The sequence below is a fragment of the Actinoplanes sp. CA-030573 genome, assembly GCF_050951115.1.
Lineage (GTDB): Bacteria > Actinomycetota > Actinomycetes > Mycobacteriales > Micromonosporaceae > Actinoplanes.
Genome location: NZ_CP192038.1, coordinates 5,858,099 through 5,884,886 on the forward strand (window position 1 = coordinate 5,858,099; position 26,788 = coordinate 5,884,886).

The following is a 26,788-nucleotide window of genomic DNA, read 5'->3' on the forward strand; positions in this document are numbered from 1 at the left end:
GAGTCACGCGGTCGGAAGGAGTCACGCGGTTCGCCCGCCGATTCGGGTCAGGCGGCCGGCATGGCACGTGCTCGGCCGGCCGGCGGGGTCAGGCGGCCGGCATGGCACCTGCTCGGGTCAGGCGGCCGGCATGGCCGCGTGCGACCAGCGCATCGCCTCCATGACCGTGCGGGTTAGGTCGCTGCCCGAATAACGCTCGGCCAGCGCACCGACGTCACCGCGCTGGTAGGCCTCGACCGTGCGGAGCAGGCGGCCGAGGGCGCCGGCGCCGCGGGCCAGCGCCACCTCGATCTCGTCGGTCAGCGGCAGGTGCTGGGCGAGCATCGCCGGCGTCACCGCCAGCAGGGCGGCCACCGCGGTGACCAGGCCGGCCACGAACGCGGCGTCCGGGTCGGCGCCGAATGTGGGCGCCAGGTTCATGCACAGGCGGGAGCGGGTCAGCGCCTCGACCAGCTGGGCCTCGGTGGTCTCGGCCACGTCGTCGACGACCATCAGCATCGCCCAGCGGCGGATCTGGTCGAGGCCGAGCATGACCACGGCCTGGCGGATCGACGAGATGCGGCTGGCGGGCGAGACCGCGGCGCTGTTGCTCGCCCGCAGGACGCGCATGGTCAGGGCCGGGTCGCTCTGGATGATCCGCACCACGTGCTCGATGTCGGCGTCGCCGTCGCTGAGCGCGCCGACCAGTTCGAGGCGGTGCAGGCGCGACGGCGAGACCGAGACCGCCGTCATGACCTGGGGGCGGCTCAGGACGTACCCCTGCCGCAGTTCGAATCCGTATTTGTTGCTGAGCGCCAGGTGCTCCAGCGTCTCCAGGCCCTCGGCGACGATCTGAATCCCGGGGTGCGCGCGGCAGGCGGCGAGGATGTCGTCGATGTGCTCGGTGACGCCGTTCAGCAGGTCGAGCTTGACGTAGGAGGCGAGCGGGATCAGGCGCTCGTGCCCCGAGCCCCAGACGAAGTCGTCGAGGGCGATCCGGTAACCGGCGTCGACCAGGGCCGTGACCCCCGCGACCACCGCGTCGTCCACGGTCACGCTCTCCAGCACCTCGACCACGACCTGCTCGGGGCCGAACGGCAGCGGCAGGTTGCCGAGCAGGAACTCCCGCGTCATGTTGATGAAGCACGTGCGGTCGCCGACCACCTCGTCCAGGCCGAACTCGGTGAAGGCGTTGACGATCACCTGGCTGGTCGCGAACGAGTCCCGCCGCCCGGCCTCGACGGCGTCCATCGCCCCGCGGAACAGCAGTTCGTAGGCGACGACGTCACCCTCGCGGTCGAAGATCGGCTGCCGCGCCACGTGGACGTGGTGGGTGGCCGACGAGGACGGCGGATGGATCAGCACGCTCGCAGTATCGGACGGCAGGCGGGCGGGTTGAGGAGGACGGGCGCATTCTTTTCCGCCCTGCCCTCGAATGTCCCGGGCCGCCGGGGCCGCGCCGTTGGGCTGATCCGGGCCGGCGCAGGAGGATCGGCGTATGGCTGATGTGGTGGTGGTGGGTGCCGGTGTCATCGGGCTGACGACGGCGATCCGGCTCCAGGAGGCCGGGGCCGAGGTCGAGGTGTGGAGCGCCGCCGACGATCCCGCGCGCATCGTCTCCGGCGTGGCGGCCGCCGTCTGGTATCCGACGCGGATCGACCCCGGCGCCGAGGTGCTGCGGTGGGCCGGCGACACCTACGCCGAGTTCCGGCGGCAGATCGGGGACGGCACGCCCGGAACGCTGCTGCGGCGGACCCGGAATCTGCACCGGGAAAAGGTCGCGGAACTGCCCTGGTGGACGGCGGCGGCCGGCGGAGCCGAGATCCGCGACGCGTTCCCGCCGTACGCGCAGGAAGTGGTTTTCGATGCCCCGCTCGCGGAGATGGACGTCTATCTCGGGTGGCTCGGGCGCCGGGTCCGCATCGTCCGGAAACGGGTGACCGGCCTCGACGACGTGACGTCTCCGGTCATTGTCAATGCCACCGGAATCGCCGCGCGGGAGCTGTGCCGGGACGACGCGGTCGAGCCGGCCCGGGGGCACGTCGTGATTGTCGAGAATCCGGGGCTGGACGTGTCGATTCGCGACGTCGGCGGCGACACCTACATTCATCCGCGCACCCGGGACGTGGTGCTGGGCGGCACCTTCGGCATCGGGGAATGGGACACCGGACCCGATCCGGCCGAGGCGGAGTCGATTGTCGCGCGGTGTGTCGCGCTGGAGCCGAAACTCGCGGAGGCGCGGGTGCTGCACACCAAAGTCGGGCTTCGGCCGGTACGCCGGGGTGGCCCCCGCGTCGAGCTGGAAACCCGCCCGGACGGCCGCCGGATCGTGCACAACTACGGTCACGGCGGCGCCGGAATGACGCTTTCGTGGGGATGCGCCGACGAGGTCGTCCGGCTCCTCGGCGGCGCCGGCGACCGTGGCAGACTTCGTCAATGACGATTGTCATCAATGGTGACCTCGGCAGCGGCAAGACGACCGTCTCGGTGGCGCTCGCCCGGCGGCTGGGCGTGCGCCGCATCAGCATCGGCGACCTCTACCGCCGGATGGCCGCCGAGCACGGCATGACCGCGCTGGAGTTCAACCTGCACGCCGAGCTCGACGACAAGATCGACCATTACATCGACCAGCTCCAGCACGACATCGCGGCCTCGGGCGAGCCGCTGATCGTCGACAGCCGGCTGGCCTGGCACTTCTTCACCGACGCGCTGAAGGTGCACCTCGTCACCGACCCCGAGGTGGCGGCCCGCCGGGTGCTGGGCCGGCCCGGCGACCCGGTCGAGAACTACCGCAGCGTGGAGGAGGCCCGCGAGCAGCTGGCCGCCCGCAGCGAGAGCGAGCGGGAGCGGTTCCTCGCCCGCTACGGCGCCGACAAGACCCGACTGCACAACTACGACCTGATCTGCGACACCACGCGGGCGACGCCGGAGCAGATCGTGGCGCGCATCGTCGCGGCCCTCGACAGCGTCGAGGCTCCGCTCTGCTACCTCGATCCCCAGCGGGTGCGGCGGACGGCCGAGACCGCTGACGGCGGCGACATCGTCGTGCGCCATCGGGACCACCAGTTCGAGGCCGTAGGCGGCGGCCGGCGCCTGGGCGACGCCGTGCGCGCGGGCGAGACCCTCACCCCGGTGACCGTGCTCGACGACGCGCCGCCGCACCGCACCGGCCCGCCCCGGCTGGACGCCCGGGTCGCGCCGCGGCAGGATTGACACGTCAACAACCCGGGGGGCCGTGATGCGGGCAGCCGAGCGGCGGCGGATGACGTCGCAGGAGATGGTGACCTGGCGGTCGCTCATCGACACCACCGCCGAGCTGCGCCGCCGGCTCGCCGCCCAGCTGGCCGCCGATTCCGGCCTCTCCCCCGGCGACTACGCCGTGCTGCTGGCGCTGAGCGAGGCGCGCGACCGGCGGCTGCGCTCGTCCGAGCTGGCCGCCGCCATCGACTGGGAGCGCAGCCGCCTCTCCCACCACCTCGCCCGCATGGAGAAACGCGGCCTGATCACGCGGGTCGAGTACGCGACCGACAGCCGGGGCGCCGAGGTGGTGCTGACCGAGAACGGCGCGCGCACGTTCCGGGCGTCGACCGGGCCGCACATGAGCGCGGTCAAGAAGCACTTCGGCGACGCGCTGACGCCGGAGCAGTTCGCGTCGCTCGACGACATCCTGAGCACCCTGCGCGATCACCTGGGGACCGGCGGCGACTAAGTTGGGCGCGTGACGAACGTGCTGGACGAGATCATGGCCGGGGTACGCGAGGACGTCGCCCGGCGCGAGGCCGTGACGAGCCTGGCGGAGGTCAGGCGGCGGGCCGCGGCGGCTCCGGGCCCGCTCGACGCGTACGGGATGCTCGCCCGCCCCGGCGTCTCGGTGATCGCCGAGGTCAAGCGCCGCTCGCCGTCCAAGGGTGATCTCGCCGCGATCGCCGACCCGGCCGCGCTGGCCGCCGACTACGAGGCCGGCGGCGCGAGCTGGATCAGCGTGCTGACCGAGGAGCGGCGGTTCGGCGGCTCGCTGGCCGACCTCGAGGCGGTGCGCGGGGCGGTCAAGATTCCGGTGCTGCGCAAGGACTTCCTGTTCGGCGACTACCAGGCGTACGAGGCCCGCGCGGCCGGCGCCGACGTGGCGCTGCTGATCGTCGCGGCGCTCGACCAGCCGACGCTGAGCCGGTTGCGCGCGCTGCTCGAGGACGAGCTCGGGATGACCGCGCTGGTCGAGGTGCACGACGCGGACGAGGTCGGCCGCGCGGTCGACGCCGGCGCGCGGGTGATCGGCGTGAACGCGCGCAACCTGCGCACGCTCGAGGTCGACCGCGGCGTCTTCGAGCGACTGGCGCCCAAGCTCCCCGGCGGGTCGCTCAAGGTGGCGGAGTCCGGCGTGCGGGGCCCGGAGGACCTGCGGCGGTACGCCACGGCCGGCGCCGACGCCGTGCTGGTGGGCGAGGGCCTGGTCACCCACGAGAGCCCCCGCGACGCGGCAGCCGCCCTGGTCGACGCCGGCCGCTAGGTCGCGCCCGGCGTCGGCCGCTCGGTCGCGCCCGGCGCCGGCCGCGCCGATGGCCGCCAACCGGCAGTATCGCGGTGCCGACCGGCACCGGGGCCGGCAAGATGCCCCCTAGAATGCGCCGATGTCCGAGTATCCCGCGCGGCCGGAAGGGCTCCGCTTCCTCTCCGGGATCATCCTGGTGTCGGCCGACCCCGCCCGCCTGGTCACCTTCTACCGCGACATCCTGGGCGTGCCGCTGGTCGACGAGCGCCACGACGACACTGAGCCGCATTGGGCGTGCGAGCTGGGCGACGTCCACTTCGCCATCCACCCCGAGGCCGACTACCCCGGCGAGGCCACCACCCCCGGCGCCGTCAAGCTGGCGTTCATGGTCTTCGACCTGGACGCCCAGATCGAGTGGCTGACCACCCACGGGGTGGAGCTCTGCTACCCGCCGACCCCGTTCGGCGCACAGTCCCGCATAACCGCGGTGCGAGACCCCGACGGAAACCTGATCGAGCTGACCGAGCTGGGCCCGTCCTGGTTGAACCACCTGAAGGAGAACCGAGCCGCCGGCGGAGACCTGATCGCCTCGTGGACGGCCCACCTCCCGCCGTCCGGCGGCTGACCCGGGCACCGTCTCGCCCGTCAACGCGGCACAGCCGGCAGTGGCCGCTGACCGGCACCCGCCGCTCGCCACCGGCACGCTCGCCCGGCGCGGACGGCCGGCGCTCGCCACCGGCACGCTCGCCCGGCGCGGACACCCGCCGCTCGCCACCGGCACGCTCGCCCGGCGCAGACTGCCGGCGCTCGCCACCGGCACGCTCGCCCGGCGCAGACTGCCGGCGCTCGCCACCGGCGCGCTCGCCCGGCGCGGACGCCCGCCGCTCGCCACCGGCACCCTCGCCCGGCGCGGACATCCGCCGCTCGCCACCGGCACTCTCGGCCGGCGCGGACATCCGCCGCTCGCCACCGGCACTCTCGGCCGGCGCGGACGGCCGGCGCGGACGGCCGGCGCGGACGGCCGGCGCGGACGGCCGGCGCGGACGGCCGGCGCGGACGGCCGGCGCGGACGGCCGGCGCGGACGGCCGGAGTCGCGTGCCCGGCCGAGGTGGCGGTCCTGGCCGGGCACGCTACTGGCCCGCCGGTCCGGAGGGGGTGGCACGGCGAGCGCCGGCGGCCGGGGATGGGGGGTCCGGCCGGCAGGCGCAGTTTCTGGCAGATCAACTGACATTTCAAGTCTTGATTTTTGGGAAATCCGCGAGCAGCCTGACAACGTTGTCAAGACCGCGGCCGCCATCGATGCCCTGACGGCCCTGTCCACACGGCGACTTTGCGGTCCCGGCCGAACGCCGGCCGGGACGCGCACGTGACCGCGAACGGCGTACCACGCCATTCGGGTCGCGGGGGTGAGGGAGGGGCGTCGCGCCGGCTGATCGCCCAGCGCGCCGCCCCGGCTCGGCGCTGCCGGGCCCGGCCACCGTCCGGCCGGGCCCGGCAGCTCCGCAGTGGGCCCCGCCGCGATGGATGCCATAGTTGACCCCATGACCGTGCTGGACATCCGGAAGGTCGGCGACCCGGTGCTTCGCCGCCGCGCCGACGAGGTGACCGACTTCGACGCCGAGCTCGACCGCCTGGTGCGGGACCTGACCCAGACCCTGGCCGACTCCAGGGGCGCCGGGCTGGCCGCGCCGCAGATCGGCGTGAGCCTGCGGGTCTTCGCCATCAACCCCGATCTGCCCGGCAACGACCTGCAGCTCGATCACCTGGTCAACCCGGTCCTCGACTTCCCGGACGAGGAGACCCAGGACGGCTACGAGGGCTGTCTGTCCATCCCCGGCATCTACCTGGACACCCGGCGCCGGATGAACGTGGCGGCCAAGGGCTTCACCAAGCAGGGCGACCCGGTCCAGATCGTCGGCAACGGCCTGCTGGCGCGCTGCGTGCAGCACGAGACCGACCACCTGGACGGCATTCTCTTCATCGACCGCCAGGACCAGGCGGGCCGCAAGCGCCTGCTCGACACGGTGCGCGAGGCGTCCTGGTTCGAGGGCCTCCCGGCGCCCGAGGTGCGCGTCAGCCCGCACTGATGGTCGGTCGTCACCCCCTTAACACCCTTCCTCGTACGGTAGGAGCGGCCGCACGAAGAGCGAGAGCACCTTGCCGCCGTCCGTCCATCGGGTCCGCGCGGTGGCCGTGCGCACCGCCACGAGCAGCGATCGCAGGAGCGCTCCCGCGACCACCTGGCAGGGCCGGTTCACGTCGCCGCCGAAACCAGGAGCATGCGGCGAACGATCACCCACCGCCCTCGGATCGGGCAGCGGCCACGGCCGTACGTCGCCGGAATCGTCACCACCGTTGGCAAGCCGATAGACCGCAACCCGCTCCGGCACGTAGGCCTCACCGGCCCCGCCCACCCGCACCGCCGCCTCCGCGAACCGCGCGACCCGCCCACGAGCGCCGCCGTCGTTCGGGTCCGGCTGAACAACCGTCGTCTCATAGCGCCCCTCCGCCGACGTGATCCGAACCCTGAGCCCGGAAGCGTCCAGGACGTCACGGTTGAAGGCCCGGTCCCGGAACAGCCCCGCGTCCCCGGCCCGCGCATAGAGCGCGGCAACCTGCTCGGCGCTGAGCGTCCGGCGGGTGGCCGACATCACGACCCCCTGATCGGCGGCGCGCGTAAATGCGGTCCCGTCCCTCAGCAACACAAAGGTCGGCAGGGCCCACCGCTCCCCCGGCGGCGAAAACCCGGGCTGCCACTGGACAAGAACGATCGGTTCCACCCCACCTTTCGATGGCGGCGGTTGGTACCCACCCGCACAGCCCGCCACGACAATCGCCGGGGCGAAGGCGAGGGCGAGGATCGCAGTGGCAACGCCACGCAGCCGGAACGACATGCCCGTCCGACGCGGAGACCCACCTTCCCCGTTCCCGGGAAAATGGGGTCGGAGCGAGCGACCCGAGGGTCTAATCTCCTCGGATGACAGCCGCCCGGCTCTACGCGATCAGCTTCGGCTCCCCCGACCCGCGCCGGCTCGCGAGCTTCTGGTCCGGCGTGCTCGACCGCCCGATCGGGCCCGGCGGCATGACCCTGCCGCCCACCGGCGACGGCGAGATCCGCATCCGGTTCCGGGAGACCGACGAGCCGAAGACCGGTCCCAACCGCGCGCATTTCGACCTCACCAGCCGATCCCTCGACGACCAGCGTGAGATCGTCGCGCGCGCCCTCGCCCTCGGGGCGCGGCACATCGATGTCGGTCAGCGGCCCGAGGAGGGTCACGTCGTGCTGGCCGACCCGGACGACAACGAATTCTGCGTCGTCGAGCCGGGCAACAACTTCCTGGCCGGCTGCGGCGCGGTCGGGGCGCTCTCCTGCGACGGCTCCCGCGCGACCGGCCTGTTCTGGAGCGAGACGCTGGGCTGGCCGCTGGTCTGGGACGAGGGCGAGGAGACCGCGATCCAATCCCCGCGCGGCGGCACCAAGATCTCCTGGGGCGGCCCGGCGGCGCGGCCCAAGACCGGGCGCAACCGGGTGATCCTCGAGCTGATCGCGCGCGGCGAGGTCGGCGGCACCAAGACCCAGGAGCGGCGGGCGTACGTCGAGAAAACCGACCCCGACGGCAACGAGTTCCGTGTGCTGAGGTCGGTCCACGACGCGGCCGGCGGCCGGGACGGGCTGATGCGCCTGGCCGCGGCCTGGCACGAGCGCGTGCTCGCCGACGAGGTCGTCAGCCACGCGTTCAGCCACGGCTACCATCCGCGGCACACCGAGCGCCTGGCCGCCTACTGGGCCGAGGCGCTCGGCGGCCCGCCGGCCTACACCGAGTCCTACGGCGACGAGACCTCGGTGGTCCGGATGCACAGCGGCAACGGCCCGCACGACGACATGAACCGGCGCGCGATCGACTGCTTCGACGGCGCGCTGGCCGACGCCGGACTGACCGAGGAACCGCTGCGGCAGGTGCTGCACGACTACTTCGCCTGGTCGACGCTCGAGTCGATGAACCGCTACCACCGTTCGGCGGACGACGTGCCACCCGGCCTGCCCGTGCCGCGCTGGTCGTGGGAGGGGCGGGAGCCGCAAGTCCGACCCCCGGAGAACCGGCAACCCGATTGATCCGGCACCCTAAGCATCGTTCAATTCCTTCGGGAGGTCGACAAAATGGGGATGCTGGACCGGATCCGGGACGGGCTGATCGGCGCCGGGCAGGTGCTGGACGGGCCGTTCGGGCCGCGGCGGATCACCTACGCCGACTACACGGCGTCGGGGCAGGCGCTGGACTTCATCGAGGAGTTCATCGGCGGGCACGTGCTGGCCCGCTACGCCAACACGCACACCGAGGCCTCGGCGACCGGCGCGCAGACCGGCGCCCTGCGCGAGGAGGCCCGGGCGATCATCCATCGCAGCGTCGGGGCCGGTCCCGAGCACGTCGTCGTCTTCTGCGGGTCGGGGGCGACCTCGGCGGTGGCCAAGCTGGTCGGCATCCTCGGCCTGCGCATCCCCGAGAACCTCGACGACCGGTACGCGTTGAGCTCGCACATCCCGGCCGAGGACCGCCCGGTCATCTTCGTCGGGCCGTACGAGCACCACTCCAACGAGCTGCCCTGGCGGGAGTCGATCGCCGACGTGGTCGAGATCGAGTCCGACCACACGGGCCATGTGGATCTCGATGCGCTGCGGGACGCTCTGGTCGCGTACGGGAACCGGCCTTTGCGCATCGGCAGTTTCTCCGCGGCCTCGAATGTCACCGGGATCCTGACCGACACGGCCGCGGTCTCGAAGGTGCTGCGTGAGCACGGCGCGCTGTCGGTGTGGGACTACGCGGCCGCCGGGCCTTACGTGCCGATCTCGATGGCCGGCAAGGACGCCGTCTTCCTGTCGCCGCACAAGTTCGCCGGCGGGCCGCAGACGCCGGGCGTGCTGGTGGTCGACCGGCGGCTGATGACCAACCGGGTGCCGGTGATCCCGGGCGGCGGGACCGTGGCCTACGTCGACCCGACCGGCCACCGTTACCTGACCGACCCGGTGGCGCGCGAGGAGGGCGGCACCCCGGCGATCGTCGAGTCGATCCGGGCCGGGCTGGTGTTCCAGGTCAAGGACGCGGTCGGCGCCGAGCGCATCGAGGAACGTGAGCGCGCGCTGTGGCTGCGGGCCAAGCGGCAGTGGGCGCTGCGGCCGGAGATCGAGATCCTCGGCGACCTGGAGGCGCAGCGGCTGTCGATCGTCTCGTTCCAGGTGCGCCCGGGCGACCGGCACCTGCACCACAACTTCGTGGCGGCGCTGCTCAACGACCTCTTCGGCATCCAGGCGCGCAGCGGATGTTCCTGCGCCGGCCCGTACGGTCACCGGCTGCTCGGCATCGACGAGGCCCACTCGCAGGAGTTCCGCGGCGAGATCGTCGACGGCTGGGAGGGCATCAAACCGGGCTGGACCAGGCTCAACCTCAACTACTTCATCTCCGACACGGTCGCCGACTACCTGATCGCGGCGGTGTCGCTGATCGCCGAGCTCGGCGCGCGCCTGCTGCCGGAGTATCGCTTCGACCCGCGCACGGCCCGGTGGCGGCACCGGTCGCACGAGCCCGCGCCGGTCCGGCTGGCCGATCTGCGCCTGGGTGAGGACGGCGCTGTCACGATGCCGCCGGTTCCCACGGTGACGGCCGGGGAGGAGGCGCTGGCGGGCTATCTGCGCGAGGCCCGGGCGATTCTGGAGAAACTTCCCGACCCCACCGACGGCGTACGCCTGGAGCTGCCCCCGGCGTTCGAGAAGCTGCGCTGGTTCCTGCTGCCCGATATCTGTCTCGGCCCAGCGTAGGAGCCCCGCGCGAGCTTAGTCATACTGGTCGACATGGAGGCGAGCTGATGCCCGGCCGGCCGGCCGCCGAGCATCGGCGCACAGGCACGTACCTGATCGACGAGCTGGCCTCCGGCTCGGCGCCGCCCCGCGGCCCGGCCCCACCCAGCCGCCTGCTCGACGCCACCAGCCGGGTCGTGCGGTTCACCGGCCGCTCGGACGAGATCACCGGCCTGACCGCCTGGCGCGACGCCGACGCCGCGATGGCCGTCCGCCTGGTGCACGCCGGCCCGGGCGAGGGCAAGACCCGCCTCGCCCACCGGTTCGCCGAGCTCTCCCGCCGCGACCGCTGGATCACGCTGCGCGCCCGGCACAGCCGCGACGCCGCCGTCCGCCCGGTCGAGACGACGGCCGGCGAGGCGCTGGTCGAGGCCCGCAGCCTGCTCGTGGTGGTCGACCACGCCGACCGCTGGCCGGTCACCGATCTGCTGGCCCTGCTGCTGGACCGGCGGCTGCACGGCAGCCCGGGCCTGCGCGTGCTGCTGCTGGCCCGGACGGCCGGCAACTGGTGGCACTGGCTGCGCCACGAGCTGGCCGACGCGATCGGGGTGCACGCCGACGCTCTGCCTCTGCCGACGCTCCCGCCCTCCTATGCGATGGCCGCCGCGTGTTTCGCCCAGGCGCTCGGCGTCCCCCTGCCCGACACGCCGCCGCCGGCCGTCGCCGAGGGACCGGTCCTCGCCGTCCACATGGCCGCCCTCACCCACGTCCTGCGCGCCGATCCGCCCTCGGTTCCGGAGTTTCTGCTGGCCCAGGAGCGCGCCCAGTGGATCTCGCGCAGTCCCGCGCTCGGGCGGATGGTCTTTCTCGCGGCCCTGACCCGGTCGCTCGATCCGGCCGCCGCGGTCGCCGTCGTCGAGGCGACCGGCGCGGCCGACGACGCCGTACGCGCCCTCGACGAGCACGCCGCCTGCTATCCCCCGCCGCGCGGGCAGGCCACCGCGCTCGAGCCGCTCTATCCGGCGCCGCTGGCCGAGGACTTCGTCGCCCTTCACCACGCCGATCCCTGGGCCACCCGGGCGCTGGAGACGCTCCTGGCCGAGGGGGCCGGGACCACGGCCCTCCCGCTGCTGGCCGAGGCCGCCGCCCGCGCACCGCGCCTGGCCCGCATCCGGCTCATCCCCTTTCTCGCCGCGCACCCGGAGGCGGCCGTCGCCGCGGGCTCACCCGCGCTCGCCGCGCTCGCGGCCGCCGACTATCTGCCGAGAGAGGTGCTGGCGGCGATCGAGTCCGCCTTTCCCGCCGACGCTCCGGCCGACCTGCACCCGGGGATCGCCGCCGTCACCGAGCGGCTGGCCGCCGAAGATCGAGGTCGTGGGCACGGCCTGGAACGGGCTGCCGGCGACCCGGCCACCGGCCTCAAGCTCGGCTGGCGGCTGCTGCACACCGGGCGGATCGCCGACGCGGTCCGGCTGCTCACCGCGGCGGTGCTCCAGATCCGCCGGCAGCCCGGCAACACCGCCCGGCTCGAGCTCGCGCTGCGCAGCCTCGGGCGGGCACAGTTGCGGGCGCAGGACTGGGCCGGCGCGGCGGACGCTCTCGGGGAAGCGGCGGGCATGTGGACGGCTCCGGCCGTACGGGCGAAACCTCCGGCCGACGAGGCCGCCGCCTGCCTCACCGATCTCAGCCTCGCGCTGTGGCAGCTGGGTGAGGACGACGCCGCGCTCGACCATTCCTGGCGTGCCGTCACCCACCTGCGCCGGCTCGCCGCCGCCGACCCGCGTCACCGGGAGGCGCTGGTCCGGGCGCTGCTGCAGCACGCCGAGCAGCTGCGCGGGGTCAAGCGTCACCACGACGCCCTGCGCGCCCTCGAGGAGACCGCGACCGTCCTGCGGGCGATGCCCGTTCTCGAGGACGACCTCGCCCGCACGCTGCTCGGGCGGGCCCGCACCCTGCAGTCGCTGCGGCAGCTGCCGGCCTCGGCCCGAGCCGCCGCCGACGCCGTGCGGGTGCTCGAACGCCTGGCCGGGGTCAACGTTGCCTACGACCGGGACCTGGCCCGTGCGCTGGCCGTGCACGCCGCCGCGCTGGCCGGGCTCGAACGCTGGCCCGAGGCCCTCGCCGCACAGAGCCGGGCCGTCTCGATCCACCGGCGGCTGCACCGGCTCAGCCCGCGCCGGTACGGCCTCGACCTCGCCCGCGGCCTGATCACCTTCGCCCGCATCTGCCGCACCGCCGGCCGCCGGCGCCGCGACGCCCTGACCGCCCTCTCCGAGACGATGGGCCTGCTGCAGCGCGACCGGCACGACCCGGCCGTGCGCGACAAGCTGCTGTACGCCGCCCGCTCGGTCGGTGCCGACCTGCTCGACGCCGACGGCCGCCACGCCGAGGCCGATTCCCTCCGTCGCGCCGCCCGCCCGGCGCCCTGACGTTCGCCCTTTGCTCTGCTCACCCATACGCGCGCCCAGGGCGTTCTTCACCCGCGCCGAAGGAGGCGCCTCTCGCAACGACCACGTGAGACTGACGGGCATGGACGCCTTGCTGGGCACGCTCGCGGAGCCGGAGTTGGCCGTCGTCCGGGAGGTGCGCCCCGACCGCCTCGCCGGCCTCGACGAGGACGAGCTGATCGACCTGCACGCCCGGGTCCGCCGGCACCGCGACAAATACGTCAAGCAGTACCGCCGCCGCGCCGCCGCCAGCATCGAGGACGCCGGCGGCCGCGGCAAGGCCCACGCGCGCAACGCCCGCGCCCGCGCCAAGGCCGAGCTGTTCGAGACCATCCTGGCCGGGGTGAGCCGTCAGCTCGCCGTCGCCGCCCAGGCCAGCGCCGATGCCCTGCACGCCGAGCGCCTGGCCGAGGAGCAGGCGCCGCCCACGCCGCCCCCGCCCAAGGTCACCCGTCTGGCGCCGCAGCGGCCCACTTCCCGCCCGGACTCCCCCGACCTGCGCAAACGGCGAGCCTCGACCCGGGCCACCAACGCCCGCCGCCAGGCCCGCCGCGACAGCGCCTGACCGAGCCGCGGCGACCCGTTCCGGCGAGCCGGAAGGCCGGGCCGGAAGGCCGGGCCGAAAGGTCGGGCCGGAAAGCCGGGCCGAAAGGCGGCCGCGCTGGACAACGCGGCGCAAGCAGCGTGGCCGCCGCGGCGAGCGGGCAGACCAGGCCGGAAAGCGGCGGCCCTGGATAACGGGCGCACGAAGGAACATGCTGAGCACATGGCCCTTCTCGCGGCGGCCGCCCGCGCGCGGCCGGCGCTCGGTGCCGTGTGGCAACGAGCCGGCGCCGGACGCCCGCTCGCGCCGGACGTGCGGGCGCCGCTCGAGCGTGCGATGGGTTCGGACTTCTCCGGCGTGCGGGTGCACGACGACCGGCCCGCGCAGGCGGTCCTGCGTGACGGGCGGGCGCGAGCCATGACGATCGGATCGCACGTTCTGCTGCCGCCGGGCGTGGCCCGCGGCGCGCGGCCCGGCGACCGGGCCCTGCTGGCGCACGAGCTCACCCACGTCGTGCAGCAGCGGTCGGGCGGCCCGGCCCCGGCCGACCGGCGCACGGCGATCGAGGCCGAGGCCCGGCAGGTCGCGTCGGCGGTAGCCGGCGGCACTCCCCGGGTGGCCGGTGGCACCCCCGGGATCGCCCACGGCACCCCCGGGATCGCCGTGCGCCTCGGCACCTCGGTCGGTCCGGCGATGCAGGCCGAGGCCGAGCCGGCCGCGGAGGAGTCGTTCGAACGGGAGGCCGAACGGGACGCCGAGCGGGAGGCCGAAGCGCTTCGCGACCCGCGCACCGCATGGCGGGACGGCCTGCCGCCGCGGGTGTTCGAGGAGGTCGAGGAGGAATGGCGGGAACGCCGGCCCGAACCCGAGCCGGCCGGGAACCCGGCGGAACCGCTCCCCGGCCGGCCCGAGCCGCCGGTCGTCGAGGAGCGCGGCCCGCTGCTGCGGGAGCTGATCGGCAGCGCCCTGCCGCCGTGGGTCGGCCGCGCCCGGATCGAGCTGGAGCGGCCGATCGCCACCCTGGAGCGCGGCGGAACACCGCCGTTCTTCATCAGCTCGCTGCCCGAGCGGACGCACTATTTCCGGTGGGGTGACGGACGCGTCCCGGTCACCTACCGGCCGCGACGGCTGCACGTGCTCGACGCCATCGCGTGGGCGACACCGCGGGCGCCGACGAACCGGGCCGCACACCGGATCTTGGAGCAGTACCTCGGGGCGTGGCCGTCGGACGAGGTGATCGAGCCGCTGATCCCGAGCATGCCGCCGTTCTTTCCGCCCGATCTCGACCCGGACGGCGAGATCCGGCGGCGGGCCTACGAGGACGCCCTCGCGGCCGGCAAGAAGCCCGACACCGGTGCGGACAAGCAGCCCGGCACGGCCACGGCGGTCGAGCCCGGAGGCACCGGGCGGGAGCGCAAGCGGCGCCGGCCGGCGACCATGCGGCACCAGATCCAGCGGGGCGTGGAGTACCACTACTCGAGCGAGGACGTGACGGCGGCCGACCCGGCCAAGGGCGTCACCGCCCTCCAGCTGCGTGCGGCGATGGCGACGAACTACCGCCGCTACATGCGCATCGCGGCCGGCACCGAGCAACCGCGGGCGGGCTGGGTGCGCGGCCCGAGCGAGTGGGGTCCCCCGATCGTCGGCGGCATCGTGCACCAGAGCAAGGCGATCGGTGAGATCGTCCGGCGGGGCGGCATCCAGGACGGCGAGAACCTGACCGCGCTCCAGGCCCGGTTCTTCGCCCGGGCGCCCTACAACCAGGCGCCGCTCAAGGGCGTCGACGACAGCGACACGGTGGTGCGGCTCGACATCGAGAGCCAGGGCGACAACCTGCGGTACGAGAGCTGACCGCGGCTACCGCGACGCCCGAGCCGACCGCGGCTACCGCGACGCCAGCCAGGCCGCCCGGCGCCGGGCCGACGCCCGGGAGAGCCACGCGTCCTGCACCACCTCGGCCAGCTCGTCGCGGGTGATCTCGCCGATCCGGCTCGCCCGCAGCAGCACCGAGCGATGGCCGTCGAAGTGCGGTGTGGTGAAGAACGGGCTCGACTCGTCCTGCACCATCGCCAGCTTGTCGTCCTCGCTCTCCACCCAGAACACGATCACGTCGGTGTAGCGCTCGCCGGTCGCCGGGTCGAACGCGTCCGGCCGGGGATTGCGGAAGAAGACGAACGACTTGCCGCCGACCTGGTAGACCGGGTTCTCCCCGGTCCCCCACTCGACCGTCACGTGCGGCATCGATTCGGCAATCTCGTGTACGTCCTCGACCCGTGCGGGCCGGCTTCCGTCCTCCGTCACCCGGCCACTCTAAATCGCACAGAGTGCACCGATGGGGTGTGTGGGCCGCACACATGTGCGCGAGCCGCCGCGGGCTCGTAAGTTCACGGCCATGACGACGGCACATGTGGTCGACCTGGATCTGTCCGGACGGACGGCGCTGGTCACCGGGGGCGGCAGCGGCATCGGGCGGGCCTGTGCCCAGCGGCTGGCGGCGGCCGGGGCGGACGTGGTGGTGGTGGACGTCAACGCCGAGGCGGCCAAGACGGTGGCGGAGGAGATCGACGGACGGGCGGTGGTGGCCGACCTGGGCGCGCCGGGCGCGGTGGCCGACCTGCCGGCCAACGTCGATGTGCTGGTCAACAACGCCGGGCTGCAGGTCGTCTCGCCGCTCACCGATTTCCCCGACGACCGGTTCGCGTTGATCCAGCGGGTGATGACGGAGGCGCCCTACCGGCTCATCAAACACATGCTTCCCCACATGTACGCGCGAGGCTGGGGCCGCATCGTCAACATCTCCTCGGTTCACGGGTTGCTGGCATCGCCGTACAAGGCCGCCTATGTCACCGCCAAGCACGCGCTGGAGGGGCTCAGCAAGGTGACGGCGCTCGAGGGCGCCGAGCACGGCGTGACCTCCAACTGCATCTGCCCGGCCTTCGTCCGCACGCCGCTGGTGGACAAGCAGATCGCCGACCAGGCCGCGATCAACGGCATCCCCGAGTCGGAGGTGATCGAGAAGATCATGCTCGACCGGGCGGCCATCAAGCGGCTGATCGAGCCCGAGGAGGTGGCGGAGCTGCTGGCGTACCTCTGCACCCCACCGGCCTCCCTGATCACCGGCTCGTCGGTCACGATCGACGGCGGCTGGACGGCGCACTAGTTTGCGATTCATGCCGTCCCCCCGCGAATACCTGGACCTGCTGGCCCGGGAGGCCGCCGCCGTCGAGTTCGAGCGACCCTCACTCGCCGCGCGGCAGGCCGGCGCGTCCCCGGCCGAGCTGGCCGAGCTCGAGGAGATCAAGGTGGCCGCGCTGCGGGTGCGGCAGCTGCTGGAGCGCCGCCGCCGGCGCGAGGAGGAGCTGTCCGCGCTGTACGACACGGCCGGCGACCTGGCCGGGCTGCGCGACGTGGACGCGGTGCTGCGGGCGATCGTGCACCGGGCGCGCACGCTGCTGGCGGCCGACGTCTCGTACATGACGCTCAACGACACCGAGCGCGGCGACACCTACATGCGGATCACCGACGGCTCGGTGGCGGCCAGCTTCCAGCAGCTGCGGCTGCCGGCCGGGGCGGGGCTGGGCGGTCTGGTCGCGGTCTCCGGGACCCCCTACTCGACGGCCGACTACAACAACGATCCCCGGTTCCGGCACACGGTGGAGATCGATTCGGGCGTACGGGATGAAGGTCTGGTCGCCATCCTCGGCGTGCCCCTGCGTCTGGGGTCGTCGGTGATCGGCGTGCTCTTCGCGGCCAACCGCACCGAGCGGCCGTTCGCCCGCGAGGAGGTCGCGCTGCTCGCGTCGCTGGCCGCGCACGCCGCGGTGGCGCTCGACACCGCGCGCCTGATCACCGAGACCCAGGCCGCGCTGGCCGAGCTGTCGGCCGCCAACCGGGTGATCCAGGCGCACAGCGCGTCGGTCGAGCGGGCCGCCGACGCCCACGACCGGATGACCGCGGTGGTACTGCGCGGCGGCGGCGTCGAGGACGTGGCGGCCGACCTGGTCGACGTGCTCGGCGGCGCCCTGCTCGTGCTGGACGCCCACGGCCGTACGCTCGCCACCGCCAAGTCACCCACCTGGCCCGGCGGCCTGCCCACCGCCGACCCCGCGGCCGCGCGCGCCGGCCACAGCATCCGCATCGGCGACGCGTACGTCACCGCCGTGGTCGCCGGCGGCGACAACCTCGGCGCGCTGGTGTTCCACCCCGAGGAGCCCCTGGAGGGCGCCGACCAGCGCATCCTGGAGCGCGCCGCGCAGATCACCGCGCTGTTGCTGCTGTTCCGCCGCACGGTGGCCGAGGCCGAGGGCCAGGTCCGCGGCGAGCTGCTCGACGACCTGATCGCCGGCCAGGTCCGCGACGCCGACGCGCTGCGCACCCGGGCCCAGCGGATCGGCGTCGACCTGGACGCGCCGCACGTGCTGGTCGCGGTCGGCGAGGGCCTGCGCCAGCGGGCGGTCTCCTGGGCCCGCACGTTCGCCACCGCCCGCGGCGGGCTGGCCGCCGGCCGCGACGGCCGGGTGGCGCTGCTGCTGCCCGGCGACGACCCGGCGTCGATGGCCCGCACGGTCGCCAAGGAGCTGGCTCGCGCGCTGGGCGAGCCGGTGACGGCGGGTGCGGCCGGCCCGGCGTCGTCGCCGGCCGCCGTGGCGCCCGCCTACCGCGAGGCCGACTCCTGCGCCACCGCGCTGATCGCGCTGGGCCGGGCCGGCGACGGCGCGAGCCACACCGAGCTGGGCTACGTCGGCCTCCTGCTCGGCGACCGGCGCGAGGTCCCCGCCTTCGTCCGCGCGACGCTGGGCCCGGTGATCGACTACGACACCCGCCGCGGCACCGCCCTGCTCAAGACGCTGGAGGCCTACTTCGGCGCCGGCGGCAGCCTGGCCCGGGCGGCCGAGGTCCTGCACGTCCACGTCAACACCGTGACCCAGCGCCTGGACCGGATAGCCAACCTGCTGGGCGCCGACTGGCAGTCCCCGTCCCGGGCGCTCGACCTCCAGCTGGCGCTGCGCCTGCACCGCCTGCGCGGCCCGCTGACCTGAGCCCCGCCCCGCCGCGCCACATGCCGCGGCGCGCGGGCATGTGGGCGGTCGCCATGTCCGGGCGGCCGCGGGTTCTCTAGGCTGCGGCCGTGGAGGAGATCGACGTTCCCGTTTCCGGCGGCACGCTGCGCACCCTGGTGTGGCCCGGTGACGGCCCCACCGTCGTCGCGGCGCACGGGATCACGGCCAACGCGCTCTCCTGGGCCGCCGTCGCGCGGGAGCTGGCCGGCGGCGTACGGCTGATCGCTCCTGATCTTCGCGGCCGGGCCGGCAGCGCGGCACTTCCCGGGCCCTACGGCATGGCCGCGCACGCCGCCGACCTGGTCGCCGTCGCCGATCATTTCGGACTGGCGACGATGGCGCTGGTGGGGCACTCGATGGGCGGGTTCGTGGTGACCGGGACCGCCGCCCGCCACCCGTCGCGCGTCGGGCCGGTGCTGCTGGTCGACGGCGGACGCCCGCTGCCGGTGCCCCCGGGGACCGATGTCGACACGGCGTTGCTGGCCACGATCGGGCCGGCCATGCGGCGGCTGTCGATGACCTTTTCCTCGCCCGGCGAATACCTCGCCTATTTCCGGGCGAACCCGGCGCTCGGCCATTACTGGAGTGACGACATTTCCGCATATGTGCTGCGGGACTTCACCGGGACCGGGTCGTCGTGCAATATCGACGCCATTCGGGCCGACGCGCGAGATATGCTCACCGCGCCGGCGCCCGCGGAGTTTCCGATGATCGCGGCGCCGCGCGGGCTGCAGGACGAGGACACCGGCATGTATCCGCGGGAGCTGCTGGACGGGGCCGAGATCGTGCCCGGGGTCAATCACTACACGATCCTGCTCGGCGACGGGGCCAAGGTGGTTGCCGACCGAATTCGGGGCCTTTTCGACCGTACGGGTCTGGATTAAATCCGCTTTTTGTGGTATATTGTGGACAGTGGGTGGATACTGTGGCCCGCATGGCTGACTCACGTCTTCACACATTGTTCGAGTCGTTCTCCAGTGCCGGCGCCGACCCAGCTCTCGGCGAGTGTTTCGCCGATCCGTTCGTGGTCGCCGACACCGACGGCGCCCGGCCGGTGTCGCGCGCGGCCTTCCTGCAGGCGCTCCCCCGCCGGGCGCAGGCGTTCGCCGACGCGGGAGTGGGCCGGGCCGCGCTCACCTCGCTGACCGAGAGCCGCATCGACGACAACTACCTGCTGATCCGCACCGAGTGGGAGTGCGCCCGGCTGGCCGGCGGCGACCCGCTGCGGCTGGCGTCGTCGTTCCTGGTCCGCGACGACGGTGACCGCCTGGAGATCCTGCTCTACCTCAACCATGCCGGACTTTGAGTATCGGCACTCATTCCTGTCGCCACCGTGAACGACAGGATGTGCGCATGGATATCGCCCCGCAACCGAAGGTGACCTCCGCCTTCTACATTCAGGCCGCCGCTTCGTTCGGCATCTCGCTGGTCTCGCTCGCGGTCGGCATCTTCTACCTGCCGGTGGGCGCGTGGGTCCGCGCATTCCTGGCGATCGGTCTGCTCTACGTGGTGACCTCCGCCTTCACGCTGGCCAAGACGGTGCGTGACGCCCAGGAGGTGGGCACCACGGTCCGCCGGGTCGACCAGGCCCGCATCGACAAGTTCATCAGCGAGCACGACCCGTTCAAGAAGACGGCCGGCGTCTAGCCCGCCGGTCCGCGCATCGGGGGGTGATGGCCGCGACCAGCTCGCGGCCATCACTGCGCACCGCCGCCCCGTTCGATGCGCGCCGCGGGCCGGCGTCACGGCGCGTCCACAACGGCGCGCGAAACGACTCCGCTCGGCGGAGAATCGCCGCATGTATCTGATCAGGGAACGGTTCTTCTCGCTCGGCGACGACTTCGACGTGCTCGACGAGAACGGCAACAAGGTCTTCCGGGTGGACGGCAAGGTATTCAGCATCCGGGGCCGGCTGGTCATCGAGGACGCGAACGGTGACGAGGTCGCCTCGGTGCACCGGCAGCTGATCGCGCTGCGGGCGACGTACGAGATCCGGATCGGTGGCGAGAAGGCGGCGGAGGTCCGCAAGAAGTTGTTCACGCCGTTCCGCGACAAGTTCACGATCGACGTGCCCGGGCCCGACGACCTGGAGATGCGGGGTGACCTGCTCGACCACGAGTATGTGATCGAGCAGGGCGGCGTGGAGATCGCGGCGGTCTCCAAGCGCTGGCTGACGGTGCGCGACACGTACGCGGTGCAGGTCGCCCCCGGCGTCGACCCTCTCCTGATCATCGGCAGCGTGCTCGCCGTCGACCTGGCCCTGGACCGCGACCTCAAGCCCGGCGACGACTGATCAGGCGTACCGCTTGGTCGCCGCCTCCCAGCCCGGCAGCTCCGACGCCGGCCGGTGGGCCGGGCCCACATAGTCGGCCGACGGCCGGATGATTTTGCCGAGCCGCTTCTGCTCGAGGATGTGCGCGCTCCAGCCGGCCGTGCGCGCACAGGTGAACATCGCCGCGAGCATCGCCGGCGGCACCTGGGCGAAGTCGAGCACCACCGCGGCCCAGTACTCCACGTTGGTCTCCAGCACCCGGTCGGGCTTGCGTTCGCGCAGCTCGGCCAGGGCCGCCTTCTCCAGCTCGAGCGCCACCTCGTAGCGCGGCGCCCCCAGCTCCCGGGCGGTCTCGCGCAGGATGGCCGCCCGCGGATCCTCGGCGCGATAGATGGCGTGACCGAAACCCATCAGCCGCTTACCCGCATTCAAGATCCCTTGCACGTACGCCCGCGGGTCAGCACCGCGCTCGACATCCTCGATCATGCCGAGGGCGCGGGCCGGCGCCCCGCCGTGCAACGGTCCACTCAGCGCTGCGACCGCCGCCGACATACAGGTCGGCACGTCGGCGCCGGTGCTGGCCACCACGCGGGCGGTGAAGGTCGACGCGTTCATGCCGTGCTCGGCCGCGCAGACCCAGTAACGGTCGATCGCCGCCACGTGCCGCGGGTCGGGCTCGCCCTGCCACCTGATCATGAACCGCTCGGTCGCGTTGCGGCCCCCGTCGACCAGCCGCTGCGGCACGGCCGGCCGGCGGGCGCCGCGTGCCGACTGCGCGACGTAGGACAGCATCATCACCGACACCCGGGCGAGATCCTGCCGGGCCTGGTCGTGGTCGATGTCGATCAGCGGTCGCAGCCCCCAGTGCGGCGCCAGCATCGACACCGCCGCCTGCACATCCACGCGGATGTCACCGGAGTGCACCGGGATGGGGTACGGTTCCGCGGCCGGCAGCCCCTCGGCGAAGTCGCCGTCGGCGAGCAGCCCCCACACCTCGGCGAAGCCCACCGATCCGGCGAGCTCCCGGATGTCGACGCCGCGATACCGCAGCGCCCCGCCGTCCCGGTCGGGCTCGGCGATCTCGGTGTCGAAGGCGACGACACCGGCAAGTCCAGGATTGACAGTCAGCATCACCTCAACATGCGCGCCGTCAATGTTGACGTCAACATTGATTCAGTCAACATGAGAGCATGTCCACATGACGGCCAAACACTCCCGGCGCGACGAGCCCGCTGTCCCGCCCACCGCACCAGGGCCGGCCGCAGGCGTCAGCCGGCTGCTGGGCGCGGACACTTCACCGTCCAGCGCGCCGCGGCCGGCCGCGGGCGCGAGCCCGCCGCCGCACGGGTCCGCTTCACCGTCCAGCGCGCCGCGGCCGGCCGCGGGCGCGAGCCCGCCGCTGCGCGGGTCTGCTTCACCGTCCAGCGCGCCAGGGCCGGCCGTGATCGGAAGCCGGCCGTTCGGCGCCGCTGGTGCGGTTGCGGAACCGATGCTCAGCACCGAGCAGGTCGCGGAGCGGCTCGGCGTCAAGCCGGCGACCGTCTACGCCTACGTCAGCCGCGGGCTCCTCGCCAGCCGGCGCAACGCCGACGGCAAGGGCAGCCTCTTCGCCCGGCGCGACGTCGACGCCTTCGTGGCCCGGCGCAAGCGCACCACCACGCCGGGCACCCAGACCGGCATCACGCTGATCCGGAACGGTCACCTCTACTACCGCGGCCGGGACGCCGGCGACCTCGCCCGCGAGTCGACGTTCGAGGCCGTCACGACCCTGCTCTGGACCGGCTCGCCGGCGTCGGAGCCGGCCCCGCCGCCGGCCCGCGACGGAGACCTCGGTGAACGGCAGCGGGCCATCGCCGCGCGGGTCGTCGATGCGCTTCCGGCGAGCGCGCGCATCACCGACCGGCTACGGGTCATCGTGGCCGCCGTCGCGGCCGCGGATCCGCTGCGCTTCGACACCGCGCCGGTCGCGGTGATGGCTACCGGACGGGCGCTCATCGACACCATGGTCGCCGCGCTGCCGCCACGCCTGCCGGAGGACGACGACGCGCCGCTCGCCGCCCGGCTGTGGCGCCGCCTCACCGGACGCGGCGCGGCCGGGAGCGGCGCGATCGCGAGCGGCTCGGCGGTCGGGAGCGGCGCGATCGAGCGCGGGTCGGCCGGGCGTGGTTCGGCCGGGCACGGGCCGACCGCGAGCGCGCCGACCGCGGGTGAGGTCCGGCTGCTGGACGCCGCGCTGATCCTGCTTGCCGACCATGACATGGCGGCCTCGACCGTGGCCGCGCGGGTCGCCGCCTCCACCCGCGCTCACCCCTATGCCGTGGTCAGCGCGGGGCTGGCGGCCTTCGACGGGCCGCTGCACGGTGGCGCCAGCGGTCTTGCCTATGCTCTGCTGGCCGAGGCGCTGTCCGAGAACGATCCGGTGGGGCCGATCGCGGCGCGGCTGCGGACCGGAGGCATGGTGCCGGGGTTCGGGCACTCGCTCTATCCGGACGGCGACCCCCGGGCCGCGACGCTGATGGCGCTGCTCGGTGACGGGCCGGTTCGCGACTGCGCCGAGCGGGTCGCCGGCGCGATGCGGGCGCGGTCCGGCGTACGGCCGAACATCGACTTTGCTCTTGCCACCCTCGCCCTCGAGCATGGCATGCCGCCGGACGCCAGCGAGGCGATCTTCGCGGTGGCCCGGACCGCGGGGTGGCTGGCGCATGCGCTCGAGGAGTACGCCGACCGGCCGCTCCGATTCCGCCCGGTGGGGATGTATGCGGGACGCGACCCGCAAGCCTGAGAGGCTCAGACCGGATGCGAGCCCGTCCCGGCGACCCGGAACGGCACCGTCTTCTCCAGCAGCCGCGGCTCCTGGGTCTCCTCGCCGCACAGCAGCACCACGGGCTGGCGCGGCAGCCCCGAGGTCCGGTCCTCGACCCAGCCGACGACCAGCCACGTCTGGTTGCCCGGCTCCGTGATGTAGAGCGGAAAGTACTGCGGGATCACACGGCCGACGCTACGCGACCGCCCGCGGCCAGGGAGCGGATCACGGAATCCGGCGCAGCTTGACCGTGGCATCGGTCCGCTTCGCCGGGGCGCCGTCGGGGCCGGTCTGCGTCCGCGGGTGGATCTCCGCCGTCAGCACCTCCCAGCCGGCGCCGAGGTCGAGCGACGTGATCACCTCGTCGGGGGTCGGGAACCGCACCTCGTGGTGGCCCTCGTGGTTGCTCTCGTGGTTGCCCTCCTGGTGCCCCTCGTGCCGGAACGGGCCGTGGTCCATGTGCCCCTCGATCAGGTAGACGCCGCCCGCCGCCACCGACTCGGCCGCCCGCCGCAGGACCTTCTCCCGGTCGAACTCCTGCCAGGAATGCAGGAACTGCACGGACACCAGGTCGTACGCGCCCTCCGGGAACGTCTGCGTGAGGTCGTGCCGCTCGAAGGTGACGGTCACGCCCGCATCCCGGGCGTGCGCGGCCGCCCGCTCGAGCGCCACGCCGGAGATGTCCACCGCCGTCACCTGCCAGCCGCGCTTCGCGAGCCACACCGCGTCGGCGCCCTCACCGCACCCGAGATCGAGCGCCCGGCCCGGCGGCAGGTCGGCGACCTCCGCCACCAGTGCCTCGTTCGGGTTGCCGCTCCAGATGCGGTCGCTTTCCCGGTACCGCTCGTCCCATGCCTGCTCGTCACTCATGTGCACAGCATCCGGCAGGACCGCGGCCGGCCCCAGAAAAGTTGCCGGAACGGCAAGTCAGCCCGCGCGCCGGCGGGCGCGTCGCGCGGCCAGCTCGTCGCCGTCCGGGGGCTCGGCGGGGACCGCGGCCGGCTCGGCGGACGGCGCCCCGGCCGGCTCGCCCGGCAGGTGCGACAGCGAACCCTGGATCTCCTTGAACGCACCGCCGATCGCGATGCCGAACACGCCCTGCCCGCCCTGGAGCAGATCGACGACCTCCTCCGGCGACCGGCACTCGTACACGGTCGTGCCGTCGGAGATCAGCGTGATGCCGGCCAGGTCCTCCACGCCGCGCGAGCGCAGCGTGTCGATCGCCCGGCGAATGTTCTGCAGCGAGACCCCGGCGTCCAGCAGACGCTTGACAACCTTGAGAACGACCAGGTCACGGAACGAATAAAGCCTAGAAGTGCCAGAACCCTCCGCGTCGCGGATGCTGGGGACGACCAGCGACGTACGCGCCCAGTAGTCGAGCTGGCGGTAGCTGATGCCGACCGCCTGGCAGGCCGTCACCCCGCGGTAACCGACCGAGCCGTCCTCGCCGACGAGTGAGCCCTCTACCGGCTGTTCGTGCACGCGACTACCTCCCCGCTGCGCGGTGCCGCTTCACCTGGACTTCACGAGCGTATATCTCAGCGGTCGGTGAAACAGTCAGGTAATGCGGCGACACGCCGCGTACGGAGGAAGTCGATCTTTTAAGGGTTTAACCCGCGAAATCCTCGGGGCGCACCTGGTCGAGGAACTCGCGGAACTTCTCGACCTCGTCCTCCTGCTCGTCCGGAATGACGATACCGGCCTCGGACAGCACCTGCTCGGCACAACGGATCGGCGCGCCGACCCGCAGCGCCAGCGCGATCGAGTCGCTCGGCCGGGCCGACACCCGCACGTCCTCGCCGATCAGCAGGTCGGCGTAGAAGACGTTGTCCTTCAGCTCGGTGATCTCCACCGCCCGCAGCGGCGCCTTCAGCGCGGTAAGGATGTCGCGCAGGAGATCGTGGGTGAGCGGGCGGGCCGGTTTCACGCCCTGCTGCTCGTACGCGATGGCCGTGGCCTCCACGGCGCCGATCCAGATCGGCAGATACCGATCACCGTCGACCTCCCGCAGCAGGACGATCGGCTGGTTGCTCGGCAGCTCCACCCGAACTCCCACCACGCTCAGCTCGCGCACCGCAGGCCTCCGTGTCGCTTTAGCTGTGAACGCCGCTTCGCACGGCCCCCCTTAACCTGCACGGTACACGCCTCGCGTCCGGATCCCACGGGTGCCGAACCGGTCAGCGGCCGAGCTCGCCGCGCAGCCCGGCCCGGACCAGCGCCGCGTGCAGCTTCTGCGACAACGCCTGCAGGTCGCGCGCCGTCTCGGCGGCACGGGCACGCGCCGCCGGGTCGCTCTGGCGCACCAGCGGGGCCAGGAGCTGCGTGAACAGGCCGACCTCACGGTCCGCCGCGGCCCGGAACGCGCGCAGGTGGCGCACCTCCAGCCCGTACTTCGTCAACCCGACCACCGCCTCGACGATGATCACGGCATCGCCGTCGTACCACCCCGGCGGCTTGGCCGTGACCAGGCCAATCTGCTCCAGCTCATCGAGCAGCTCCGCGGTCACGCCGGTGCGTTCGATCACATCCTCGCGGGGGACGCGGGCATCAGACGGATCGGCCACCTTCTCGCCGCCGACGGCGACCAGCGCCGGGCGGGCCGGGGCGGCCGGCTCGTCGTCCATCCGGTCCAACTGCTCCCGGATCACCCGCAAGGGGAGATATTGATCTCGCTGCGCGGTCAGCACGAAGCGCAGCCGCGCCACGTCGTTCCACGAGTACTTCCGGTACCCGGAGGCGGTGCGCTGGGGATCGACCAGCCCTTCCGCCTCCAGGAACCGCAGCTTCGAGATCGTGGTGTCGGGGAACTCGGTGCGCAGATGGGCCAGCACCTCCCCGATGCTCATCAGCGCAGCCTCACGCCCGCCCGCGGGGCGATGCCCCGGGTCGCGCGCGGCAGCCCCCGACTGGTTCACGGTCAGGCCTCGCCCTCCGGCCGGGGCCCGGCGATGAACACCAGGCGGAACTTGCCGATCTGCACCTCGTCCCCGTTGCTGAGGGTCGCCGCCTCGACCCGCTCACGGTTCACGTACGTACCGTTGAGCGAGCCGACGTCGCGCACGGTGAACGTGCCCCCGTCGCGGTGGAACTCCGCGTGCCGGCGGGACACCGTCACGTCGTCGAGGAAGATGTCGCTGTCGGGGTGCCGGCCGCTGGTCGTCACGTCGTGGTCGAGCAGGAAGCGAGCCCCCGCGTTCGGCCCGCGGCGCACCACGAGCAACGCCATGCCCGGCGGCAGGGAGCCGGACATGCGGCTCGGCACCACGTCGGTGTCGGGACCCTCCAGCACCTCATCGAGCGCACCGAGGTTCAGCGTGGACGTGACGTCGAGCGGGGGGAACTCGTCGTCTGGGCGCGTCATCGGACCACCTCACGGATCAGTTGGTCGTCGCCAGGCGGCCC

General features: G+C 73.2%; 29 protein-coding genes. 19 read left to right on the top strand and 10 right to left on the bottom strand.

What is annotated here, in order from left to right:
- Positions 1 to 117: 117 nt before the first annotated feature.
- Complete coding sequence (locus tag ACQP2F_RS27145; protein ID WP_433292112.1) at positions 118 to 1,344, bottom strand: EAL and HDOD domain-containing protein; 1,227 nt, start codon at positions 1,342 to 1,344, stop codon at positions 118 to 120.
- A gap of 133 nt (positions 1,345 to 1,477) precedes the next feature.
- On the opposite strand from ACQP2F_RS27145, the gene ACQP2F_RS27150 reads away from it, so the two are divergent.
- The 7 genes from ACQP2F_RS27150 (at position 1,478) to def (ending at position 6,556) form a co-directional block, all read left to right on the top strand.
- Positions 1,478 to 2,419 (top strand): FAD-dependent oxidoreductase, encoded by a 942-nt coding sequence (locus ACQP2F_RS27150; protein ID WP_433292114.1) that lies wholly within the window; start codon positions 1,478 to 1,480, stop codon positions 2,417 to 2,419.
- The gene (locus ACQP2F_RS27155; protein WP_433292116.1) at positions 2,416 to 3,192 is read left to right on the top strand and encodes an AAA family ATPase; all 777 of its coding nucleotides are present in this window, start codon (positions 2,416 to 2,418) and stop codon (positions 3,190 to 3,192) included. Before ACQP2F_RS27150 ends, ACQP2F_RS27155 begins: the two co-directional genes overlap by 4 nt.
- A gap of 25 nt (positions 3,193 to 3,217) precedes the next feature.
- Positions 3,218 to 3,688, top strand: a complete 471-nt coding sequence (locus ACQP2F_RS27160) for a MarR family winged helix-turn-helix transcriptional regulator (RefSeq protein WP_433292118.1) — start codon at positions 3,218 to 3,220, stop codon at positions 3,686 to 3,688.
- 18 nt (positions 3,689 to 3,706) lie between these two features.
- Positions 3,707 to 4,486, top strand: coding sequence for an indole-3-glycerol phosphate synthase TrpC (gene trpC / locus ACQP2F_RS27165; RefSeq protein ID WP_433307626.1), 780 nt, complete (start codon positions 3,707 to 3,709; stop codon positions 4,484 to 4,486).
- Positions 4,487 to 4,607: 121 nt separating this feature from the next.
- Positions 4,608 to 5,093, top strand: a complete 486-nt coding sequence (locus tag ACQP2F_RS27170; RefSeq protein WP_433292120.1) for a VOC family protein — start codon at positions 4,608 to 4,610, stop codon at positions 5,091 to 5,093.
- Between the two features lie 40 nt (positions 5,094 to 5,133).
- Complete coding sequence (locus ACQP2F_RS27175) at positions 5,134 to 5,697, top strand: hypothetical protein (RefSeq protein WP_433292122.1); 564 nt, start codon at positions 5,134 to 5,136, stop codon at positions 5,695 to 5,697.
- Positions 5,698 to 6,010: 313 nt separating this feature from the next.
- Positions 6,011 to 6,556: a peptide deformylase gene (def, locus tag ACQP2F_RS27180; protein WP_433292124.1), complete on the top strand. Its 546-nt coding sequence runs from the start codon at positions 6,011 to 6,013 to the stop codon at positions 6,554 to 6,556.
- An 18-nt stretch (positions 6,557 to 6,574) separates the two neighbouring features.
- Here the strand turns inward: def and ACQP2F_RS27185 are convergent, their stop codons facing one another.
- Positions 6,575 to 7,363, bottom strand: a complete 789-nt coding sequence (locus tag ACQP2F_RS27185; protein ID WP_433292126.1) for a hypothetical protein — start codon at positions 7,361 to 7,363, stop codon at positions 6,575 to 6,577.
- Between the two features lie 83 nt (positions 7,364 to 7,446).
- On the opposite strand from ACQP2F_RS27185, the gene ACQP2F_RS27190 reads away from it, so the two are divergent.
- The 5 genes from ACQP2F_RS27190 (at position 7,447) to ACQP2F_RS27210 (ending at position 15,102) form a co-directional block, all read left to right on the top strand.
- Positions 7,447 to 8,583, top strand: a complete 1,137-nt coding sequence (locus tag ACQP2F_RS27190; protein WP_433292128.1) for a VOC family protein — start codon at positions 7,447 to 7,449, stop codon at positions 8,581 to 8,583.
- A gap of 45 nt (positions 8,584 to 8,628) precedes the next feature.
- Entirely contained in the window at positions 8,629 to 10,281 is a 1,653-nt protein-coding gene (locus ACQP2F_RS27195) for an aminotransferase class V-fold PLP-dependent enzyme (RefSeq protein ID WP_433292130.1), read from the top strand.
- A gap of 47 nt (positions 10,282 to 10,328) precedes the next feature.
- Complete coding sequence (locus ACQP2F_RS27200; RefSeq protein WP_433292132.1) at positions 10,329 to 12,689, top strand: hypothetical protein; 2,361 nt, start codon at positions 10,329 to 10,331, stop codon at positions 12,687 to 12,689.
- A 100-nt stretch (positions 12,690 to 12,789) separates the two neighbouring features.
- Entirely contained in the window at positions 12,790 to 13,272 is a 483-nt protein-coding gene (locus tag ACQP2F_RS27205) for a hypothetical protein (RefSeq protein ID WP_433292134.1), read from the top strand.
- 201 nt (positions 13,273 to 13,473) lie between these two features.
- A complete protein-coding gene (locus ACQP2F_RS27210; protein ID WP_433292136.1) occupies positions 13,474 to 15,102 on the top strand; it encodes an eCIS core domain-containing protein in 1,629 nt (542 codons plus the stop codon).
- Between the two features lie 33 nt (positions 15,103 to 15,135).
- On the opposite strand, the gene ACQP2F_RS27215 is transcribed toward ACQP2F_RS27210, so the two are convergent.
- Complete coding sequence (locus ACQP2F_RS27215; protein WP_433292138.1) at positions 15,136 to 15,552, bottom strand: MmcQ/YjbR family DNA-binding protein; 417 nt, start codon at positions 15,550 to 15,552, stop codon at positions 15,136 to 15,138.
- A 91-nt stretch (positions 15,553 to 15,643) separates the two neighbouring features.
- Here ACQP2F_RS27215 and ACQP2F_RS27220 point away from each other — a divergent pair, with 91 nt between their 5' ends.
- The 6 genes from ACQP2F_RS27220 (at position 15,644) to ACQP2F_RS27245 (ending at position 20,604) form a co-directional block, all read left to right on the top strand.
- Positions 15,644 to 16,411 carry a 3-hydroxybutyrate dehydrogenase gene (locus ACQP2F_RS27220; protein WP_433292140.1) on the top strand — a complete coding sequence of 256 codons (768 nt, stop codon included), beginning with the start codon at positions 15,644 to 15,646 and terminating at the stop codon, positions 16,409 to 16,411.
- Between the two features lie 10 nt (positions 16,412 to 16,421).
- Positions 16,422 to 18,290, top strand: a complete 1,869-nt coding sequence (locus ACQP2F_RS27225) for a helix-turn-helix domain-containing protein (RefSeq protein ID WP_433292142.1) — start codon at positions 16,422 to 16,424, stop codon at positions 18,288 to 18,290.
- An 89-nt stretch (positions 18,291 to 18,379) separates the two neighbouring features.
- Positions 18,380 to 19,195, top strand: a complete 816-nt coding sequence (locus ACQP2F_RS27230; protein WP_433292144.1) for an alpha/beta fold hydrolase — start codon at positions 18,380 to 18,382, stop codon at positions 19,193 to 19,195.
- A 50-nt stretch (positions 19,196 to 19,245) separates the two neighbouring features.
- Entirely contained in the window at positions 19,246 to 19,617 is a 372-nt protein-coding gene (locus ACQP2F_RS27235) for a hypothetical protein (RefSeq protein WP_433292146.1), read from the top strand.
- Positions 19,618 to 19,664: 47 nt separating this feature from the next.
- Positions 19,665 to 19,958 carry a YiaA/YiaB family inner membrane protein gene (locus tag ACQP2F_RS27240; RefSeq protein WP_433292148.1) on the top strand — a complete coding sequence of 98 codons (294 nt, stop codon included), beginning with the start codon at positions 19,665 to 19,667 and terminating at the stop codon, positions 19,956 to 19,958.
- Between the two features lie 151 nt (positions 19,959 to 20,109).
- Positions 20,110 to 20,604, top strand: a complete 495-nt coding sequence (locus tag ACQP2F_RS27245; RefSeq protein ID WP_433292150.1) for an LURP-one-related/scramblase family protein — start codon at positions 20,110 to 20,112, stop codon at positions 20,602 to 20,604.
- Here ACQP2F_RS27245 and ACQP2F_RS27250 read toward each other — a convergent pair whose 3' ends face one another.
- Positions 20,605 to 21,714 (bottom strand): citrate synthase 2, encoded by a 1,110-nt coding sequence (locus tag ACQP2F_RS27250; RefSeq protein ID WP_433292152.1) that lies wholly within the window; start codon positions 21,712 to 21,714, stop codon positions 20,605 to 20,607.
- Positions 21,715 to 22,072: 358 nt separating this feature from the next.
- Here ACQP2F_RS27250 and ACQP2F_RS27255 point away from each other — a divergent pair, with 358 nt between their 5' ends.
- Positions 22,073 to 23,365 carry a citrate synthase gene (locus tag ACQP2F_RS27255; RefSeq protein WP_433292153.1) on the top strand — a complete coding sequence of 431 codons (1,293 nt, stop codon included), beginning with the start codon at positions 22,073 to 22,075 and terminating at the stop codon, positions 23,363 to 23,365.
- A 5-nt stretch (positions 23,366 to 23,370) separates the two neighbouring features.
- On the opposite strand, the gene ACQP2F_RS27260 is transcribed toward ACQP2F_RS27255, so the two are convergent.
- From ACQP2F_RS27260 to odhI, 6 genes are all read right to left on the bottom strand, one after another.
- A complete protein-coding gene (locus ACQP2F_RS27260; protein ID WP_433292155.1) occupies positions 23,371 to 23,571 on the bottom strand; it encodes a hypothetical protein in 201 nt (66 codons plus the stop codon).
- Positions 23,572 to 23,611: 40 nt separating this feature from the next.
- Entirely contained in the window at positions 23,612 to 24,256 is a 645-nt protein-coding gene (locus tag ACQP2F_RS27265) for a class I SAM-dependent methyltransferase (protein WP_433292157.1), read from the bottom strand.
- A 57-nt stretch (positions 24,257 to 24,313) separates the two neighbouring features.
- The gene (locus tag ACQP2F_RS27270; protein WP_433292159.1) at positions 24,314 to 24,868 is read right to left on the bottom strand and encodes a MerR family transcriptional regulator; all 555 of its coding nucleotides are present in this window, start codon (positions 24,866 to 24,868) and stop codon (positions 24,314 to 24,316) included.
- A 127-nt stretch (positions 24,869 to 24,995) separates the two neighbouring features.
- Positions 24,996 to 25,460 carry a bifunctional nuclease family protein gene (locus ACQP2F_RS27275; protein ID WP_433292161.1) on the bottom strand — a complete coding sequence of 155 codons (465 nt, stop codon included), beginning with the start codon at positions 25,458 to 25,460 and terminating at the stop codon, positions 24,996 to 24,998.
- 103 nt (positions 25,461 to 25,563) lie between these two features.
- On the bottom strand, positions 25,564 to 26,232 hold the full coding sequence (ftsR, locus tag ACQP2F_RS27280) for a transcriptional regulator FtsR (RefSeq protein WP_433292163.1): 669 nt from the start codon (positions 26,230 to 26,232) through the stop codon (positions 25,564 to 25,566).
- Positions 26,233 to 26,303: 71 nt separating this feature from the next.
- The gene (gene odhI / locus ACQP2F_RS27285; RefSeq protein WP_020514443.1) at positions 26,304 to 26,747 is read right to left on the bottom strand and encodes an oxoglutarate dehydrogenase inhibitor Odhl; all 444 of its coding nucleotides are present in this window, start codon (positions 26,745 to 26,747) and stop codon (positions 26,304 to 26,306) included.
- Positions 26,748 to 26,788: the final 41 nt, after the last annotated feature.

Coding starts and splice junctions, on each gene's coding strand:
- ACQP2F_RS27150 (WP_433292114.1), top strand. CDS start 1,478: ATGGCTGATGTGGTGGTGGTGGGTGCCGGTGTCATCGGGCTGACGACG.
- ACQP2F_RS27155 (WP_433292116.1), top strand. CDS start 2,416: ATGACGATTGTCATCAATGGTGACCTCGGCAGCGGCAAGACGACCGTC.
- ACQP2F_RS27160 (WP_433292118.1), top strand. CDS start 3,218: ATGCGGGCAGCCGAGCGGCGGCGGATGACGTCGCAGGAGATGGTGACC.
- ACQP2F_RS27170 (WP_433292120.1), top strand. CDS start 4,608: ATGTCCGAGTATCCCGCGCGGCCGGAAGGGCTCCGCTTCCTCTCCGGG.
- def (WP_433292124.1), top strand. CDS start 6,011: ATGACCGTGCTGGACATCCGGAAGGTCGGCGACCCGGTGCTTCGCCGC.
- ACQP2F_RS27185 (WP_433292126.1), bottom strand. CDS start 7,363: ATGTCGTTCCGGCTGCGTGGCGTTGCCACTGCGATCCTCGCCCTCGCC.
- ACQP2F_RS27190 (WP_433292128.1), top strand. CDS start 7,447: ATGACAGCCGCCCGGCTCTACGCGATCAGCTTCGGCTCCCCCGACCCG.
- ACQP2F_RS27195 (WP_433292130.1), top strand. CDS start 8,629: ATGGGGATGCTGGACCGGATCCGGGACGGGCTGATCGGCGCCGGGCAG.
- ACQP2F_RS27200 (WP_433292132.1), top strand. CDS start 10,329: ATGCCCGGCCGGCCGGCCGCCGAGCATCGGCGCACAGGCACGTACCTG.
- ACQP2F_RS27205 (WP_433292134.1), top strand. CDS start 12,790: ATGGACGCCTTGCTGGGCACGCTCGCGGAGCCGGAGTTGGCCGTCGTC.
- ACQP2F_RS27210 (WP_433292136.1), top strand. CDS start 13,474: ATGGCCCTTCTCGCGGCGGCCGCCCGCGCGCGGCCGGCGCTCGGTGCC.
- ACQP2F_RS27220 (WP_433292140.1), top strand. CDS start 15,644: ATGACGACGGCACATGTGGTCGACCTGGATCTGTCCGGACGGACGGCG.
- ACQP2F_RS27225 (WP_433292142.1), top strand. CDS start 16,422: ATGCCGTCCCCCCGCGAATACCTGGACCTGCTGGCCCGGGAGGCCGCC.
- ACQP2F_RS27235 (WP_433292146.1), top strand. CDS start 19,246: ATGGCTGACTCACGTCTTCACACATTGTTCGAGTCGTTCTCCAGTGCC.
- ACQP2F_RS27240 (WP_433292148.1), top strand. CDS start 19,665: ATGGATATCGCCCCGCAACCGAAGGTGACCTCCGCCTTCTACATTCAG.
- ACQP2F_RS27245 (WP_433292150.1), top strand. CDS start 20,110: ATGTATCTGATCAGGGAACGGTTCTTCTCGCTCGGCGACGACTTCGAC.
- ACQP2F_RS27250 (WP_433292152.1), bottom strand. CDS start 21,714: ATGCTGACTGTCAATCCTGGACTTGCCGGTGTCGTCGCCTTCGACACC.
- ACQP2F_RS27255 (WP_433292153.1), top strand. CDS start 22,073: ATGCTCAGCACCGAGCAGGTCGCGGAGCGGCTCGGCGTCAAGCCGGCG.
- ACQP2F_RS27265 (WP_433292157.1), bottom strand. CDS start 24,256: ATGAGTGACGAGCAGGCATGGGACGAGCGGTACCGGGAAAGCGACCGC.
- ftsR (WP_433292163.1), bottom strand. CDS start 26,232: ATGAGCATCGGGGAGGTGCTGGCCCATCTGCGCACCGAGTTCCCCGAC.
- odhI (WP_020514443.1), bottom strand. CDS start 26,747: ATGACGCGCCCAGACGACGAGTTCCCCCCGCTCGACGTCACGTCCACG.